Annotated in this window: 10 protein-coding genes; 7 read left to right on the top strand and 3 right to left on the bottom strand. The window is 72.1% G+C overall.

The window, feature by feature from the left end; translation table 11 throughout:
• Positions 1–11: 11 nt before the first annotated feature.
• The gene (locus KBX37_RS07300; protein WP_210775152.1) at positions 12–1,301 is read left to right on the top strand and encodes a hypothetical protein; all 1,290 of its coding nucleotides are present in this window, start codon (positions 12–14) and stop codon (positions 1,299–1,301) included.
• Positions 1,302–1,361: 60 nt separating this feature from the next.
• On the opposite strand, the gene KBX37_RS07295 is transcribed toward KBX37_RS07300, so the two are convergent.
• Positions 1,362–2,672: a phenylacetate--CoA ligase family protein gene (locus KBX37_RS07295; protein ID WP_210775151.1), complete on the bottom strand. Its 1,311-nt coding sequence runs from the start codon at positions 2,670–2,672 to the stop codon at positions 1,362–1,364.
• Positions 2,673–2,823: 151 nt separating this feature from the next.
• Between KBX37_RS07295 and KBX37_RS07290 the strand changes: the two genes are divergently transcribed.
• Entirely contained in the window at positions 2,824–5,937 is a 3,114-nt protein-coding gene (locus KBX37_RS07290; RefSeq protein WP_210775150.1) for a M14 family metallopeptidase, read from the top strand.
• 88 nt (positions 5,938–6,025) lie between these two features.
• Positions 6,026–6,955 (top strand): NAD(+)/NADH kinase, encoded by a 930-nt coding sequence (locus KBX37_RS07285; RefSeq protein ID WP_210775149.1) that lies wholly within the window; start codon positions 6,026–6,028, stop codon positions 6,953–6,955.
• 15 nt (positions 6,956–6,970) lie between these two features.
• On the opposite strand, the gene pgm is transcribed toward KBX37_RS07285, so the two are convergent.
• Positions 6,971–8,650: a phosphoglucomutase (alpha-D-glucose-1,6-bisphosphate-dependent) gene (gene pgm / locus KBX37_RS07280; protein WP_210775148.1), complete on the bottom strand. Its 1,680-nt coding sequence runs from the start codon at positions 8,648–8,650 to the stop codon at positions 6,971–6,973.
• A gap of 33 nt (positions 8,651–8,683) precedes the next feature.
• The gene (gene glgC, locus KBX37_RS07275; protein ID WP_210775147.1) at positions 8,684–9,916 is read right to left on the bottom strand and encodes a glucose-1-phosphate adenylyltransferase; all 1,233 of its coding nucleotides are present in this window, start codon (positions 9,914–9,916) and stop codon (positions 8,684–8,686) included.
• 72 nt (positions 9,917–9,988) lie between these two features.
• Here glgC and glgA point away from each other — a divergent pair, with 72 nt between their 5' ends.
• From glgA to KBX37_RS07255, 4 genes are all read left to right on the top strand, one after another.
• A complete protein-coding gene (gene glgA / locus KBX37_RS07270) occupies positions 9,989–11,197 on the top strand; it encodes a glycogen synthase (RefSeq protein WP_247657215.1) in 1,209 nt (402 codons plus the stop codon).
• Positions 11,198–11,235: 38 nt separating this feature from the next.
• Positions 11,236–13,329, top strand: a complete 2,094-nt coding sequence (locus KBX37_RS07265) for an alpha-1,4-glucan--maltose-1-phosphate maltosyltransferase (RefSeq protein ID WP_210775146.1) — start codon at positions 11,236–11,238, stop codon at positions 13,327–13,329.
• Positions 13,317–15,419 carry a 1,4-alpha-glucan branching protein GlgB gene (glgB, locus tag KBX37_RS07260; RefSeq protein WP_210775145.1) on the top strand — a complete coding sequence of 701 codons (2,103 nt, stop codon included), beginning with the start codon at positions 13,317–13,319 and terminating at the stop codon, positions 15,417–15,419. Before KBX37_RS07265 ends, glgB begins: the two co-directional genes overlap by 13 nt.
• Before the next feature lie 532 nt (positions 15,420–15,951).
• Positions 15,952–17,499 carry a hypothetical protein gene (locus KBX37_RS07255; protein ID WP_210775144.1) on the top strand — a complete coding sequence of 516 codons (1,548 nt, stop codon included), beginning with the start codon at positions 15,952–15,954 and terminating at the stop codon, positions 17,497–17,499.
• The last annotated feature ends 11 nt before the right edge of the window (positions 17,500–17,510 follow it).

Here is a 17,510-nt window from a genome sequence, read left to right as displayed (position 1 = left end):
CCTCCCCCCGGGTGGACGGCGCCGCGAAGGGCTCGGGTGTGCGGGGGCAGACGATCGTCGCGGCGTTGGCGAGCCTGCTGAGCGGTGTGCTGAACGCCGGCATCCTGGCGATCTGCTCGCGTGGCGGCCAGACCGATGAGCTGGCCGCGTACGCCGTCATGACCGCCGCCCTGACCTGGGTGTCGGTCCTGGCGACCGGCGGGACGGCCATGCTCTACGCCTCCGGTGACGAACGGGAGTGCGCGGCGATCCGCAGCCAACGGGTGCTGGTGGTGTCCCCGCTGCTGGTCGTGAGCGCGGTGGCCGTCTCGCTATTCTACATCGACCGCGGCTATGGCACGGCCGCCCTGGCTGCGGCAGCGTTGGGCACCATCGGCAACAACTTCACCCAGCTGCAGTTCAGCGACCTGTACCGACAGTTCCGCTTCGTCGCGGCATCGGCGGTGATGATCGGCAGCCGGCTCGTCGGCGTGGCGATGGTGCTGGTCGGGGTCCCGCTGACCGTCGCACTGGCCGGTGCCACCGCCCTGCAGCTGGTCACCGCCGAGGCGCTGGTGTGCCGGGATGCGGCGATGCGACGCGGGCGGTGGCGTGGCTTCAGCCTCCGGTCGGCGGCGGCGGCTTTCCGGATGAACGGCCACCTGCTGTCGTGCAGCCTGGCGGAGGTGTTCACCGGGCGGTCGGGTGGAATCGTGCTGTCCATGGTGGCGAGTCCGCACGTGGTCGGCAGCTACGCCGCGGTGAACGGGGTGTACCAGGCGCTGGCTGCGGTGGTCTACCAGGGCCTACGGGTGCCGATGGCGGTCCGGGTGCGTCGCCGGCACGGGCTGGGCGCGCACGCTTCGGTGCGCGAGAGCGAGGTGATGGTCGTCGTCGTCGCGGCCCTCACCGGGGCGGCCGGCTGGATGCTCGCCCCTTGGCTGAGCACTGCGGTGCTGGGCCTCACCGTGCCGGCGACGGACACGGCGCTGGGGCTCTTCCTGCTCGCGCTGCCGTTCCTCACGGTCAACCGGGCGGTCGGCCTCGCCCGCCTCGGTGACGGCGACTACCGCGCGGCCGCTCGACTGGCACTGCTGACCGCCGGCCTGGCCGGCCTCGCTCTGCTGGTCCAGGCACCCCGGATCGGTCCGGTCGGGGCCGCGGTCGCGACGCTCGCCGGCGAGGCGCTGACCACAGTGGTCGTCGGGGGTTTCCTCGGCTACCTGGCGCTCCGGTCGCGGCGGCGTCGCCGGTTGCCGGAGCCGACCCGGTCGGCAGCGCGTCCGGCGGAGCGGGCTTCCGGTGTGACCTCCCGCTCGTAGTTCCCCGCACACCTGACGCCACCTGGCCGCGGTCCCTTCCTCCCGTCGGCTCGGCCGAGGTCAGGACACGAACAACGAGTGCTTTCCCGCCCGGGTCTTGGCCTGCTGGTCGACCTGGGCGAAGGTGATCGACCGGGGATCCAGGTCGGGGTGGTCGCGGCCGAGCTCCTGAACGAAGAACGCGGCGACGTCGTCGAGGTCGAGCGGGCGGTCCGCCTCGACGTGGATCCGCAGGGCATCCGGCCGTTCCTGTCGGAACTGCACCCCGACGATGCCCGGGTAGGACTTGAGGATGTGCACGGGCAGGATCGCGGACAGGTCGAGGATGCCCTGCGCCGAACCGACCTGGACGAAGTCCTGACGCCGGCCGAGGATCGCGTGGAAGGCGAGAGCGTTGCCGTCCCGGATGTCACTCGCCTCCACCCGGTCGCCGATGGCGTAGTTGACCAGGGGGAAGAGCCGGGGAGTCAGAGTTGTCACGTGCAGCTCGCCGTCGTCGTGCGCCAGGCAGACGTAACTGTCCCAGAGCACCCGGACGTTGCGGGTGCGTTGATGGGACATCGCCAGCACGCCGGTTTCCGCAGAGCCGTACTCGATCACGGCGGGAGCGCGGAACACGCGCTCGATCAGGGCGATGTCCGCGTCACTCGCCGTCTCCGCGCAGAGGATCACGGCCCGGAGGCGGTTCTTGTCTCCCAGCTCGAGCCCGTTGCGCTCCACGTAGCGAGCCAGCCTAAACACCGCCGACGTGTAACCCGCCAGGGAGACCGGGTTCCGCCGGCGGAAGGCCAGGTAGTGCCGGCGCAGGGACGGTTCGCTGAGGTCGTAGGCGTTGAGCCGGGTGATCCGCATGCCCCCGTCGGCGAGACGACGCTTGAGGTGGGCCACCTGCCCACGCCAACCGCTGCCGAACAGGTGGGAGTGTCCCCACAGGAGCACGTTCGGATCCATCGGGGCGACGCCCGACCAACTTCGCCCGAGGTACGCGTTGACCCAGCCCTCGTCCAGTTCACCCGGTCCACGCGGGTAGCGGGTGGGCTGCCCGGTGCTGCCGCCGGTGGTGTAGAAGTCGGTGATCCGACCGTCCTGGAAGATCTCCGCACTGCGGGCGATCAGCGTCTCCTTCTCCAGCGGCGGGAAGTAGCGCAGGTCGCTCGGGCGGTCGATCCGCGCCGGGAGGTCGTGTTCGCGCTGCCAGGACTGGTAGAAGGGCACCTCCGCGAGGCAGTAGGCCCAGACGTCATTGAACCGGCGCACCTGGAGGTCCTCGATCTCCTCCCGGGACGGCCAGGCGTCGTACTGGGCGATCTTGCGGTCCAGGCGCCGATGACGGTCGGCGAGGACAGTGCCCCGCAGCAGCGACGAGAGCATCAGGTGGCCCCCCTTCCAAGTGACGATGAACCCAACGATGTGCTGACCGGCGCAGTTACGCATTGATCGCGCAGCGTTCCATCTACGCATTGACATCAGTCGCGAACTCCCACCAGGCTTGCGCACACAAGTCCTTCCACCAGGAGGCGCGATGAGGCGCACACGGTTAGCGATCGCAAGCGTGTTCACTCTGGTCGGCGCTCTGGCGCTGACCGCACCGGCGAGCGCGCGGCCACCGTCCGATCCGGGCGGCCGCGACAGCTTGGAGGTGTACGTCGGCACGCTGGACCCGCAACAGCTGGAGAAGCTGCGCGCGTCCGGTGTCGACCTCGGCCACGACCACCGCGGCACCGACGCGAATGGCACCACCCGGGTCGAGACGGTGCTCAGCAAGCGGGAGGCGGCCCGCCTCGCCGACCAGGGCGTACGGCTGGACGTCAAGAAGGTCCGGGGCAAGGAGGCGTCGCAGGCGCTGCGTGAGCAGGCGGCGGCGGGCTGGGACGCGTTCCGGTCGTACAGCGAGCCGGGCGGCATCCGCGACGAGCTCACCGCGACCGTGGCGCGCTTCCCGAAGCTGGCGAAGCTGGAGACGATCGGCCGGACCGTCCAGGGCAAGCCGATCCTGGCGGTGAAGGTCACGAAGAACGCGCGGACCGTGCCGGACGGGCGACGCCCGGCGGTGCTCTACGGCAGCGCCCAGCACGCCCGCGAGTGGATCACCCCGGAGATGACCCGCCGCCTGCTGCACCACGTGCTGGACAGCTACGGCACCGACCCGGAGATCACCCGGTTGGTGGACCGCACCGAGCTGTGGTTCCTGCCGGTGGCGAACCCGGACGGCTACGACCACACCTTCACCCCGGGCAACCGGTTGTGGCGCAAGAACCTGCGCGACAACGACGGCAACGGCCAGGTCACCACCGCCGACGGCGTCGACCTGAACCGCAACTTCAGCTACAAGTGGGGGTACGACGACGAGGGCTCCTCGCCGGAGCCGAACAGCGACACCTACCGCGGCCCGGCCCCCAACTCGGAGCCGGAGACGAAGGCGCTCGACGCGCTCTTCAAGCGGGTGGGCTTCGAGTTCTTCGTCAACTACCACTCGGCGGCCCAGCTGCTGCTCTACGGCGTCGGCTGGCAGGTCAGCACCCCGACCCCGGACGACGTCATCTACCAGGCGATGGTCGGCGACGACGCGCATCCGGCGGTGCCCGGCTACGATCCCGACATCTCCGCCGAGCTGTACACCACCAACGGGGACACCGACAGCCACGCCACGGTCCGCTACGGCACGCTCGGCTTCACCCCGGAGATGTCCACCTGCCAGTCGGCGGCCGCCTCCGACCCGGACGACCAGTGGCGGCCGGAGGACTGCATCAGCGGGTTCATCTTCCCCGACGACGAGAAGCTGATCTCCGCCGAGGTGGCGAAGAACCTGCCGTTCGCGCTGTCGGTGGCGAAGTCCGCGGCCGACCCGGACGACCCGGTGTCGGTGGTCGGCCGCAGCACCCCGGACTTCGTGGTCGACTCCTTCGGCACCTCCTACGGGCGTACCCAGCAGGTCGCGTCGATCACCCGGCGGGCGCTGACGGACGTCCGGATGCACTACGTGGTCAACGGCGGCCGCCCGAAGACGGTCAAGGTCCGCGAGTGGCGCGGCGGCGAGCGGTACGGCGACACCCACGACGACTACTACGCCGAGCTGCGCGGCACGGTCACCGGCACCAGGCCGGGTGACCGGGTCGAGGTGTGGTTCACCGGGGTCAGGCCGCGCAGCGGCCCGGTGGCCAGCGAACACTTCACCTACCGGGTGCACACCGACATCGGCGGGGACGTGCTGGTGCTCGCGATGGAGGACGTGACCGGGCTCAGCCCGGCGCAGACCGACGGCGCAGGCGCCAAGTACGCCGACGAGGTGGCCGCGTCCCTGGCCAAGGCGGGCCGCAGCAGCGACGTGTACGACTTCGACGCGATGAGTCGCACGGCCCCGCACCCGCTGGGCGTGCTCTCGCACTACCGGGCGGTGGTCTGGGAGACCGGCGACGACATCATCCTGCGCTCACCCGGCCAGGTCGGCGGCACCGCCGCCCGGGCGGCGCTCGACACCGAGCTGGCCGTCCGCGACTACCTCAACGAGGGCGGCAAGCTCCTGGTCAGCGGCAAGTACGCGCTCTTCGCCCAGGCCGCCAACGGCAGCTACGTCTACCAGCCGGACCCGGCGGTGGCGGAGTGCGCCGACCCGGACGACACCACCTGCCTGCCGCTGTTGAACGACTTCCAGCAGTACTACCTGGGGGCCTACAACTACGTCAGCGACGGCGGCAGCGACCCGGACGGCACGCCGTACCCGCTGCGCGGCGCGGACGGGGCCTTCGCCGGCTTCCAGGGGCAGCTCAACGCGGCCGGCTCGGCGGGGAACCAGGACCACACGGCCTCGTTCCTCACCACGTCGAGCTTCCTGGCCCCGGATGAGTTCCCGCAGTTCGCCAGCTCGGCGGCGGTGGACTGGGCCCGGCCGGGCAGCGCGCCGTTCGACCCCCGCACCGGCGACTGGTACCTGTACAGCGGGCGGTCCGACGAGTCGTACAAGCGGCTCACCCGGACCGTCGACCTCACCTCGGCGACCAGCGGGCAGCTGCGCTTCTTCGCCTCGTACGACATCGAGCAGAACTGGGACTTCCTGATCGTCGAGGCGCACGAGGTGGGCAGCGACGACTGGACGACGCTGCCCGACGCCAACGGCCGCACCGGCACCGAGACCGGCGACAGCTGCGAGTCGGGCTGGGCGGAGACCCTGCATCCGTTCCTCACCCACTACCAGGGCGCCGACTGCTCTCCGACGGGCAGCACCGGTAGCTGGAACGCGGCCACCGGCAGCTCCGGCGGCTGGCGGGAGTTCGCCGTCGACCTGTCGGCGTACGCCGGCAAGCAGGTCGAGATCTCCATCTCGTACGTCTCCGACTGGGGCACCCAGGGCCTGGGTGTGTTCCTGGACGACGCGCGGGTGATCACCGACGGCGCGGTCGTCTCGGAAACCTCCTTCGAGACGCCGGACCTCGGTGGGTGGACGGTGGCCGGGCCGCCGCCGGGCTCCGCGCCGGGCGGCAACGACTGGGCCCGTAGCCAGCAGGCGTTCACCGAGGGCGCGGCGGTGGTCACCGACGACACCGTGTACCTCGGCTTCGGTTTGGAGGGGCTGGCCCCGGCGGTCCGGGACGACCTGGTCGCCCGGTCGCTGGCCCACCTGAGCCGGCCGCGCCGCTGACGGACGCGGGTGCGGCGGCGGGCTCCCACCGCCGCCGCACCTGTCCGTACGGCTGCCGGACCGTCCGCCCGTGTGATGAGCTGTACCGGTGGCGGGGTACGTGTTCGGTCTGGTGCTGCATCCCACCCGGGACGTATCCGAGGTCGTGGAGATCGTCGAACGGTGGGCGACCCGGCACGGCAAGAGCCTCGCCGTCCGCGCCGAGGACCGGCACCGGGTGCCACCGTCGGTGGAGCTGGTGCCGGCGGAGGAGCTGGCCCACCGGTCGGACGCGTTGATCAGCATCGGCGGGGACGGCACCATGCTCGGTGCGCTGCGCTCGGCCGTGCGGGACCCGAAGCCGGTGCTCGGGGTGCACCTGGGCAAGCTGGGCTTCCTCGTCGAGGTCGAGCCGCCGGATCTGCCCCGGGCGCTGGACCGGCTGGTCGCCCACGACTTCACCGTCGAGTCGCGCGCCTGCCTGGCCTGCGACGTGTGCGGGGACGACGTGGTGGCGTTCAACGACATCGCCCTCGTCCGCCATCCGGGGTCCGGCTTCGTCACCGCCACCCTCGCCGTCGATGGGCAGCGGTACGGCTACTACCGCTGCGACGCGCTGGTGATCAGCACGCCGACCGGCTCGACGGCGTACAGCTACGCGGCGGGCGGGCCGCTGATCTCGCCGGCGACGCAGGCGCTGGTGCTGACCCCGTCGGCGCCGATGAGCGGCATCTCCCGGTCGATTGTGCTCTCCTGCGACGAGACCATCCGGTTGGAGCTGCTGCCCGGCTCGGCGCCGGTGGCCGTGGAGATGGACGGTGTGATCATCCGGGACGCCTCGACCGAGGGCGCGGTGCACGTGCGGTACCAGCAGGACGCCGGGCTGGTGGTACGCCTGGACCCCCGCCGCTTCCAGGAGCGCAAACAGCTCAAGCTCAGCCTGCTGGACCTGCCGCTGCTGCCGGAGCAGCTGCGCGAGTTGCTGCCGGACGGGATGCGCGAGCACCTGAACCGCCGCGAGCTGCCCCCGCCGCGCTGACCGCGCGCCCCGCGCTCAGGCCTTGGCCAGCACCCCGTCGACGAGCGCCTTCGCCTCCTCCTGGATGCGGGCCAGGTGCTCCGGCCCCTGGAACGACTCGGCGTAGATCTTGTAGACATCCTCCGTGCCGGACGGGCGGGCGGCGAACCAGCCCGACTCGGTGGTCACCTTCAGCCCGCCGATCGCCGCGCCGTTGCCGGGCGCGGTGGTGAGCGTCGCGGTGATCGGCTCGCCGGCCAGCTCGGTGGCGCCCACCTGCTCCGGGGAGAGCTTGCCGAGCACGGCCTTCTGCTCCCGGGTGGCCGGGGCGTCGATCCGGGCGTAGGCGGGGGCGCCGAAGCGCCCGGTCAGCTCGGCGTAGTGCTGGCTGGGGGTCCGGCCCGTGGTGGCGATGATCTCCGAGGCGAGCAGGCAGAGCAGGATGCCGTCCTTGTCGGTGGTCCAGGTGCTCCCGTCGCGGCGCAGGAAGGACGCGCCGGCGCTCTCCTCGCCGCCGAAGCCGACCGCGCCGTCGAGCAGCCCGGGCACGAACCACTTGAAGCCCACCGGCACCTCCAGCAGCGGACGACCCAGGTCGGCCGCGATCCGGTCGATCATGGAGGAGGAGACCAGCGTCTTGCCGACCGCCGCCGCGGGACCCCACTGCTCCCGGGTACGGAACAGGTGCCCGATCGCCACGGCCAGGTAGTGGTTGGGGTTCATCAGGCCGCCGTCGGGGGTGACGATGCCGTGCCGGTCGGCGTCGGCGTCGTTGCCGGTGGAGACCTGGTAGTCGGCGCGGGCGGCGATCAGCGAGGCCATCGCGTTGGGCGAGGAGCAGTCCATCCGGATCTTGCCGTCGCCGTCCAGGGTCATGAACCGCCAGGTCGGGTCGACCGTCGGGTTGATCACGGTCAGGTCCAGCCGGTGCCGCTCGGCGATCTCCCCCCAGTACGCGACGCTGGCCCCGCCGAGCGGGTCGGCGCCGATGCGCACCCCGGCGTCGCGGATGGCGTCGATGTCGATCGCGGCGGGCAGGTCGTCGACGTAGCGGGCGAGGAAGTCGTACCCGCCGGTGGTGTCGGCGGCGCGGGCCCGCGCGTACGGGATGCGCCGGACCTCCTTGAGGCCGGCGGCCAGGATGGCGTTGGCCCGGTCCTGGATCCACCTCGTGACGTCGCTGTCGGCGGGCCCGCCGTGGGTGGGGTTGTACTTGAACCCGCCGTCGTCGGGCGGGTTGTGCGACGGGGTGATGACGATGCCGTCCGCGAGGCCGCTGGTGCGCCCCCGGTTGTGGGTGAGCACGGCGTGCGAGAGCGCCGGCGTGGGGGTGTAGCCGTCGCGGCTGTCCCGCAGCACGGTGACGCCGTTGCCGGCGAGCACCTCCAGGGCGTCGGCCTCGGCGGGGGCGGAGAGCGCGTGGGTGTCCCGGGCGAGGAAGAGTGGGCCGTCGAGGCCCTGTTTGCGGCGGTAGTCGCAGAGCGCCTGGGTGACCGCGAGGATGTGGTCGGAGTTGAAGGCGTTGCGCAGCGACGACCCGCGGTGCCCGGACGTGCCGAAGGAGACCTGCTGCGCCGGGTCGTCGGGGTCCGGGTGCTCGGCGTAGTAGGCGGTCACCAGCCGCGGCACGTCCACCAGGTCGGCGGGCTCGGCGGGCTGTCCGGCGCGGGGATGGGCCACTGCTGCAACCTCCAAGGGCGGTACTCCGACGCTCATTGCTTCCCGGCGACGGCCGGGGTCACACCTGGTTCACGGCTCGACGCGCTGGCCCTTGCCGATCACCACGATGCCGTTGTCGGAGACGGTGTAGCGCTGCCGGTCCTTCTCCAGGTCGACGCCGATCTCCGCGCCCTCGGGGACGAAGACGTTCTTGTCCAGGATGGCCCGGCGGACCACGGCGTGCCGGCCGATCTCGACGCCCTCCATCAGCACCGCGCCGTCGACGTGCGCCCAGGAGTGGACCTTGACCTTCGGCGACACGATCGAGTTCTCCACCAGCGAGCCGGAGATCACCGCGCCGGGCGAGACCATCGAGCCGACCGCCCGGCCGACCCGCTCGCCCCACTGGTGGACGAACTTCGCCGGCGGGTACGGCGGCTGGTTGCTGTAGATCGGCCAGTCGAAGTTGTAGAGGTTGAACACCGGGTGCACGTTGATCAGGTCCATGTGGGCGTCGTAGAAGGAGTCCAGCGTCCCGACGTCCCGCCAGTAGCCGCGGTCCCGGTCGGTGCTGCCCGGCACCTCGTTGTCCTTGAAGTCGTAGACGTTGGCCTCGCCCCGCTCCACCAGCATCGGGATGATGCTGCCGCCCATGTCGTGCTTGCTGGTCTTGTCCTCCGCGTCCCGCTCGACCGCCTCACAGAGGGCGCCGGTGCTGAACACGTAGTTGCCCATCGAGGCGTAGATCTGGTCCGGGGCGTCGGGGAGGCCGACCGCGTCGGTGGGCTTCTCGCGGAACGCCCGGATCCGCCGGCCGTCCTCGCCGACCTCGATCACCCCGAACTGGTCGGCCATCGACAGCGGCTGCCGGATGCCGGCCACGGTCACGCCGGCGCCGGAGGCGATGTGGTCGTCCACCATCTGCCGGGGGTCCATCCGGTAGATGTGGTCGGCCCCGAAGACGATCACGTAGTCGGGCTGCTCGTCGTTGATCAGGTTGAAGCTCTGGTAGATCGCGTCGGCGGACCCGGCGAACCACCACGGGCCGCGGCGCTGCTGCGCCGGCACCGGGGTGACGTAGTTGCCGAGCATCGTCGACATCCGCCAGGTCTGGGTGATGTGCCGGTCCAGCGAGTGGGACTTGTACTGGGTCAGCACGACGATCTTGAGAAAGCCGGCGTTCGCCAGGTTGGACAGGACGAAGTCGACCATGCGGTACATCCCGCCGAACGGGACGGCCGGCTTGGCCCGGTCCGCGGTGAGCGGCATGAGGCGCTTGCCCTCTCCGCCGGCCAGGACGATCGCGAGCACCTTGGCAGCCATGCACCGACGCTATCCATCCCGCTGCGACTTCACCACTCGTACGGGCACAGTTCTGCACTAGGGTGCGGGGGCATGACGGAATCGGCACGGCTGCGCGTGGATCTGCTGACCCGGGAGTACCCGCCCGAGGTGTACGGCGGCGCCGGGGTGCACGTCGAGTACCTGGCCCGTGAGCTGCGCCGACTCGCCGACGTACGGGTGCACTGCTTCGGCGCGCCGCGCATCGAGCCGGGGGTCACCGCGTACCCCGAACCGGCCGGCCTGGCCGGCGCGAACGCCGCGCTGCGCAGCATGGGCGTCGACCTGGAGATGGCCGCGGGCTGCGCCGGCACCGACGTGGTGCACAGCCACACCTGGTACGCCAACCTGGCCGGGCACACCGCGAAGCTGCTGCACGGCGTGCCGCACGTGGTGACCGCGCACAGCCTGGAGCCGCTGCGGCCGTGGAAGGCCGAACAGCTCGGCGGCGGGTACGCGCTCTCGTCCTGGTGCGAGCGCACGGCGGTGGAGGCGGCCGACGCGATCATCGCGGTCAGCGCGGGCATGCGCCGCGACGTCCTCACCGCGTACCCGGAGGTGAACCCGGAGCGGGTCCGCGTGGTCCACAACGGCATCGACACCGCCCAGTACGCCCCGGACACCGGCACCGACGTCGTCGACCGGCTCGGTATCAACCCGTCCCGCCCCAGCGTGGTCTACGTCGGCCGGATCACCCGGCAGAAGGGACTGCCCTACCTGCTGCGCGCGGCCCGGGAGCTGCCCGCCGACACCCAGCTGGTGCTGCTCGCCGGCGCGCCCGACACCCCGGAGATCGCCGCCGAGGTCGAGGGCCTGGTCGGCGAGCTGCGGGCCAACCGCTCCGGGGTGGTCTGGGTGGCCGAGATGCTGCCCAAGCACGAGGTGATCCAGGTGCTCACGCACGCGACGATCTTCGTCTGCCCGTCCGTCTACGAGCCGATGGGCATCGTCAACCTGGAGGCGATGGCCTGCGAGACGGCCGTGGTGGCGACCGCCACCGGCGGCATCCCGGAGGTGGTCGCCGACGGCGAGACCGGGCTGCTGGTGCCGATCGAACAGGCCGGCGACGGGTCCGGCCGGCCGCTGGAGCCGGAGCGGTTCGTGGCCGACCTGGCCGCCCGGATCAACGAGGTGCTGGCCGACCCGGCGCGCGCCGCCGAACTCGGCCGGGCCGGGCGCCGGCGGGCGGTGGAGCACTTCTCCTGGGACGCCGTCGCGGCCCGCACGATGGGGGTGTACCGGTCGGTGGGCGCCGCAGGCTGACCCGAGCGCGAAGCGATCTCGCGCAGTAGGTTGGCGGGGTGAGCGGACGGTTCCCGATCGAAGACGTCTCCCCCGTCGTCGCCTGCGGTCGCTATCCGGCCAAGGCGGTGGTCGGCGAGATGATGCCCGTGTCGGCCCGCGCCTACCGGGAGGGGCACGACGCGCTCGGCTGCAACGTGGTCTGGCTCGGCCCGGACGGCGCGGCGCGACCCTTCACCCGGATGCGCCCCGGCGAGCCGGGCCAGGACACCTGGCACGCCGCCATCCGGCCCGACGCGGTCGGCGACTGGGTCTTCACCGTCGAGGCGTTCGGAGACCCCTACCTCACCTGGCAGAACGCGGTGACCAAGAAGATCGCCGCCGGGCAGGGGCCGGCGGACCTGGCCAACGACCTCGCCGAGGGCGCCCGCGTGCTGACGGCGGCGGCCGAACTGGTGCCGGCCGCCGACGTCGTGCGGGTGAAGGCCGCCGTGGCCGCGCTGCGCGACACCGAGCTGGACCTGCCCCGCCGGGTCGCCCCGGCGCTGGAGCTGGCCGACCTGCTCTGGGAGCACCCGGTGCGCGAGCTGGTCACCACCGGCGAGGAGTACCGGCTCTGGGTGGACCGCCCCCGCGCGCTCTTCTCCGCCTGGTACGAGTTCTTCCCCCGCTCCGAGGGCGCGATCCCGGCCACCGTCGACTCCCCGGCCCGCTCGGGCACCTTCGCCACCGCGATGGAACGGCTTCCGGGCGTCGCGGCGATGGGCTTCGACGTGCTCTACCTGCCGCCGATCCACCCGATCGGCCGGGTCAACCGCAAGGGCCCCAACAACTCGCTCACCGCCGGGCCCGACGACGTGGGCTCGCCGTGGGCGATCGGCGCCGCCGAGGGCGGCCACGACGCCATCCACCCCGACCTGGGTACGCCGGAGGACTTCCGCGACTTCGTCGCGGCCGCCGCCGAGCAGGGCCTGGAGGTGGCGATGGACCTGGCGTTGCAGTGCGCGCCGGACCACCCCTGGGTGACCGAGCACCCGGAGTGGTTCACCACTCGGGCCGACGGCAGCATCGCGTACGCGGAGAACCCGCCGAAGAAGTACCAGGACATCTACCCGCTGAACTTCGACAACGACCCGGAGGGGATCCGGGCCGAGGTGCTACGGGTGGTGCTGCACTGGGTCGGCGAGGGAATCCGGATCTTCCGGGTGGACAACCCGCACACCAAGCCGTTCGACTTCTGGCACTGGCTGATCGCCGAGGTCAAGAAGGTCGACCCGGACGTGCTCTTCCTCGCCGAGGCGTTCACCCGGCCGGCCATCATGCACGGGTTGGGCAAGATCGGCTTCACCCAGTCGTACACGTACTTCACCTGGCGCACGTCGGCGGCGGAGATGCGGGCGTACTGCGAGGAGCTGGTCGCCGCGGCCGACTACATGCGACCGAACTTCTGGCCCAACACCCCGGACATCCTGCACTCCTCGTTGCAGCACGGCGGACCGCCGATGTTCAAGATCCGGGCGGTGCTGGCCGCGCTGCTCTCCCCCTCCTGGGGCGTGTACGCCGGGTTCGAGCTCTTCGAGCACGTCGCCCGCCCCGGCGCCGAGGAGTACCTGGACAACGAGAAGTACGAGCTGCGCCCCCGGGACTGGGCCGGCGCGCAGGCGCAGGGCCGCTCGCTGGCGCCGTTCATCGCCACCCTCAACCGGGTACGCCGGGACAACCCCGCCCTGCACCAGCTGCGCAACCTGCGCTTCCACGACATCGACAACCCGGCGCTGCTCTGCTGGTCCAAACACGACCCGGACAGCGGCAACACCGTCATCGTGGTCTGCTCGTTCGACTCCCGCGGCGTGCAGTGGGGCAACACCACCCTCGACATGCCCGCCCTCGGCCTCGACTGGCACGAGCGGTTCACCGTCCACGACGAGCTGACCGGCGCCCGCTACGAGTGGGGGCAGCGCAACGCCGTCCGCCTCGACCCGTATCTTCAGCCCGCCCACGTGTTGACGGTGCGCCGCCCGGCCGCCGCGGCCGCGGCGGAGCCCACCGGGCACGCCCCGGCCGACCTCACCGTCGCCGACGTGCCGACCGACGTTTCGGGCGGCACCGCCCCGACCGCTCCCGCCCCGGAGGACGCGCGATGGACCAGCTGATCGCCGGCGAGACCCACGACCCGCACGCCCTGCTCGGCGCGCACCCCGCCGACGGGTGGACCACGATCCGCGCGATGCGCCGGGGCGCCGGCGACGTGATGCTGCTGGTCGGCGAGGAGCGGCACCCGATGAAGCGGGTGCACGACGTCGGCGTCTTCGAGACCCGGGTCGAGGGCACCGTGCTCGACTACCGGATCGAGGCCGACGGGCAGGTCACCGACGACCCGTACCGCTACCCGCCGACCATCGGCGAGCTGGACCTGCACCTGATCGGCGAGGGGCGCCACGAGCGGCTCTGGGAGGCGCTCGGCGCGCGGGTCTTCGACGAGGGCGTGGCGTTCTCGGTGTGGGCGCCGAACGCCCGGGGCGTGCGGGTGGTCGGCGACTTCACCGGCTGGGGCCCGGACGACGGCTGGCCGATGCGCTCGCTCGGCTCCAGTGGTGTCTGGGAGATCTTCGTGCCGCAGGCGCGAATCGGGGCCCGCTACAAATACCGGGTCCTCGGCGCCGACGGGCGGTGGCGGGACAAGGCCGACCCGCTGGCCGCGTACGCGGAGGTGCCGCCGGCCACGGCCTCGGTGGTGCACCACTCGACGTACGAGTGGTCGGACGCCGCCTGGCTGGAGCGGCGGGCGCGGCGGCAGCCGCACCAGGAGCCGATGAGCGTGTACGAGGTGCACCTCGGCTCCTGGCGGCCCGGCCTGGGTTACCGGGAACTGGCCGAGGAGCTGACCGCGTACGTCACCGAGATGGGCTTCACCCACGTGGAGTTCCTGCCGGTAATGGAGCACCCGTTCGGCGGGTCCTGGGGGTACCAGGTCACCGGCTACTTCGCGCCGACCTCGCGCTTCGGCGACCCGGACGACTTCCGGTACCTCGTCGACACGCTGCACCGCGCCGGGATCGGCGTGATCCTGGACTGGGTGCCGGCGCACTTCCCCAAGGACGAGTGGGCACTGGCCCGCTTCGACGGCACCCCGCTGTACGAGCACCGCGACCCGCGGCGCGGCGAGCACCCGGACTGGGGCACGTACGTCTTCGACTTCGGCCGCCACGAGGTGCGCAACTTCCTGGTCGCCAACGCGCTCTACTGGTGCGAGGAGTTCCACGTCGACGGCCTGCGGGTGGACGCGGTCGCCTCGATGCTCTACCTGGACTACTCCCGCCAGGAGGGGCAGTGGGCCCCGAACGTGCGCGGCGGCCGGGAGAACCTGGAGGCGATCGCGTTCCTGCAGGAGGTCAACGCGACCGTCTACAAGCACCACGCCGGGGTGGTGATGATCGCCGAGGAGTCCACCGCCTGGCCCGGGGTGACCCGGCCGACCGCCGACGGCGGGCTCGGCTTCGGGTTCAAGTGGAACATGGGCTGGATGCACGACACCCTGCTCTACACCTCCAAGAACCCGATCTACCGCCAGCACCACCACCATCAGCTCACCTTCTCCCTGGCGTACGCCTGGAGCGAGAACTACGTGCTGCCGATCAGCCACGACGAGGTGGTGCACGGCAAGGGTTCGCTCGCCGCCAAGATGCCCGGCGACACCTGGCAGCGGCTGGCCAACGTGCGGGCGCTGCTGGCGTACATGTGGGCGCACCCGGGCAAGCAACTGCTCTTCATGGGCTGCGAGCTGGCCGACGACCGAGAGTGGAGCGAGGAGCGCGGCCTCGACTGGTACCTGACCCACGACCCCGCCCGGGCCGGCGTGCAACGCCTCGTCGGGGACCTGAACACGGTCTACCGGGCGACGCCGGCGCTCTGGGCGCAGGACACCGACCCGGCCGGCTTCCGGTGGATCGCCGGCGACGACGTCGCCCACAACACCGTCTCGTTCGTCCGGATCGCCCCCGACGGCGCCACGCTGGTCTGCGTGGCGAACTTCTCCGCGCTGCCGCTGGAGGACTACCGGATCGGGTTGCCGGCCGGCGGCACCTGGACCGAGGTGATCAACACCGACGCCCACCACTACGGCGGCTCCGGGGTCGGCAACCTCGGCGCGGTACACGCGCAGGACGTGCCGTGGCACGGGATGGCGGCCTCGGTGCCGCTGCGGGTCCCGCCGCTGGGCGTGCTCTGGCTCCGCCGCGACTGACCGGGCTGTTCCCGGGCCGGTTGGCCGTGTCCCGCCCGCGTCCCCGCGGATCGCCGCGGGTCGTCGCCCTCGTCGCCCTCGTCGCCCTGTCGCTGGACAGTCGGCATGATCGCGGGTTGATTGGCGCCGGGTCGCGGGCCGGTCGGTCGGCTCGCGGGCCGATTGGTCGGCTCGCGTTCGCTTGGTCAGCTCGCGGGCCAGCTGGTCAGGTCGCGGGCCGGTTGGTCAGCTCGCGGGCCGGCTGGTCAGGTCGCCGCCGGGGAGACATGTTCGTGGTGAGCGATATGCCTGTGAGTCATAAATATGCCTCAGAGTCATATCACTCACCGGCGCATCGACCGGCCATGCACTACTGCCAGTAGCCGAAGCCGCCCCAACCATCACCCTGCGTCGAAACCTGCGTCGTCGCCGTGCCTGGGCGTGAACCGTCTCCGCAGTCGCCGCCGTATCCCGCATCGGATGCCGGACACCGTGACGACGAGGCGGAGGAGCTTCGATGGCGTGGAGCAGGGGCACGACGAGCAGACGAAGGATGACGGGCTCGTCCCGTCAGCGGAAGATCGCCGGCGGGGTCGCGCTGGCGGTGACGGCCGGCGCGGCGTTCGCGGTCGCGACCGGGACCGGTCAGGCGGCGGAGAACTGCCAGGGCCTGGACACGGCCCTGCGCAACAACCTGACCTTCATCGCCGGACAGCGGCAGAATCCGGACGCCAACTCGCCGGCGCGGATCGCCAACCGGCAGGCCGTGGTCGACCTGATCCAGCAGCGCCGCGCCGCCGCTGGCTGTGACGGCGACGTGGACGTCGCCGGGGCCGCCTGCCCGATGGTCCCGTGGGAGGTGGCCATGGCCACCCGCCTGGACCAGGCGTGGGCGATCACCGAGCAGCTGACCGGGAAGCGGACCGGCCAGCTCGCCGACCCGCAGGCGACCCAGGCCCGGGTGCAGCGGCTCGACGGAATCTTCGGCGCCGCCCGCGACATCGTGCAGGGTGCGCAGCAGGCCCAGGCCGGGAAGGCTGCTCCTGGCGGCGACGCGGCTCCCGGCGGCGACGCAGCAGCCGGCGGCGACGCAGCAGCCGGCGGCGACGCAGCAGCCGGCGGCGACGCAGCAGCCGGCGGCGACGCAGCAGCCGGCGGCGACGCAGCAGCCGGCGGTGACGCGGCTCCCGGCGCAGGCGCGGCGGCCGTCGGCGGCGCGGCGCGGGCGGCCGGGATCATCGACGCTGTGGGTGGGCTGCTCGGGCAGATCGCCGACATCATCGAGGCCGCCGGGGCTGGCCAGCAGGCCGGCGCCGGAGAGCAGGGGGCCGGTGGGCAGCAGGCCGGCGAGGAACAGGGCGCAGGGCAGCAGGCGGCCGGCGGACAGCAGGCCGCAGGTGAGCAGGAGGCCGGCGGGCAGGAGGCGGGCGCCGAGCAGGCCGCCGGCCAGCGGGCGGGGAACGCCGGCGGCCAGAAGGCCGGGAACGCAGGCCAGAAGGCCGGAAACGCTGGCGGCCAGAAGGCGGCGAATGCCGGCGGGCAGATCGCCAACCGGATCCAGCAGATCCGCGTCCGGATCCAACAACTGCGGGCGATCGTGCAGCAGGTGCGGGCGGCCCGGCAGGCGGCGCGCGACCAGGCCGCCGCCGAGGACCAGGCGCAGAACGAGGCCGGTGCACAGAACCAGAACGAAGCCGGGAACCAGAACGAGGCCGACAACCAGGCCGACGCACAGAACCAGGCCGGAGCCGAGAATCAGGCTGGCGCCCACGACCAGAGCGGCGCAGAAGACCAGGCCGGAGCCAACGACCAGGCCGGGGCACAGGACCAGGCCGGAGCCAACGACCAAGCCGGGGCACACGACCAAGCCGGAGCCGAGGACCAGGCCGGAGCGCAGGACCAGGCCGGATCCGAGGACAAGGGTGCGGGCGGCGCCGGTTCGGTCTACATGGTGGCCGATCCGAGTGCGCCGGGCTGCGCCGACGCAGCGGGGGAGAAGTCCGGCGGGTCCGCCGCCGACGGCGGGACGGCCGACACGGGTGCGGGTGCGGGTGCCGACGGTCGCAGGGCCGGCACGGTCAGCGGGTCACGCACCGACTAGGACCGACGCGG

The organism is Micromonospora sp. U56 (genome assembly GCF_018070095.1).
In the GTDB taxonomy this organism is placed as follows: domain Bacteria; phylum Actinomycetota; class Actinomycetes; order Mycobacteriales; family Micromonosporaceae; genus Micromonospora; species Micromonospora purpureochromogenes.
The sequence above is the reverse complement of the archived record's forward strand: the minus strand, read 5'-3'. Positions and strand labels throughout refer to the sequence as shown.

What these genes read in the sequence shown, in the direction of transcription:
- glgB (WP_210775145.1), top strand. Translation starts at nt 13,317, where the DNA reads ATGGACCAGCTGATCGCCGGCGAGACCCACGACCCGCACGCCCTGCTC.
- glgC (WP_210775147.1), bottom strand. Translation starts at nt 9,916, where the DNA reads ATGGCTGCCAAGGTGCTCGCGATCGTCCTGGCCGGCGGAGAGGGCAAG.
- KBX37_RS07295 (WP_210775151.1), bottom strand. Translation starts at nt 2,672, where the DNA reads ATGCTCTCGTCGCTGCTGCGGGGCACTGTCCTCGCCGACCGTCATCGG.
- KBX37_RS07255 (WP_210775144.1), top strand. Translation starts at nt 15,952, where the DNA reads ATGACGGGCTCGTCCCGTCAGCGGAAGATCGCCGGCGGGGTCGCGCTG.
- KBX37_RS07290 (WP_210775150.1), top strand. Translation starts at nt 2,824, where the DNA reads ATGAGGCGCACACGGTTAGCGATCGCAAGCGTGTTCACTCTGGTCGGC.
- pgm (WP_210775148.1), bottom strand. Translation starts at nt 8,650, where the DNA reads ATGAGCGTCGGAGTACCGCCCTTGGAGGTTGCAGCAGTGGCCCATCCC.
- glgA (WP_247657215.1), top strand. Translation starts at nt 9,989, where the DNA reads ATGACGGAATCGGCACGGCTGCGCGTGGATCTGCTGACCCGGGAGTAC.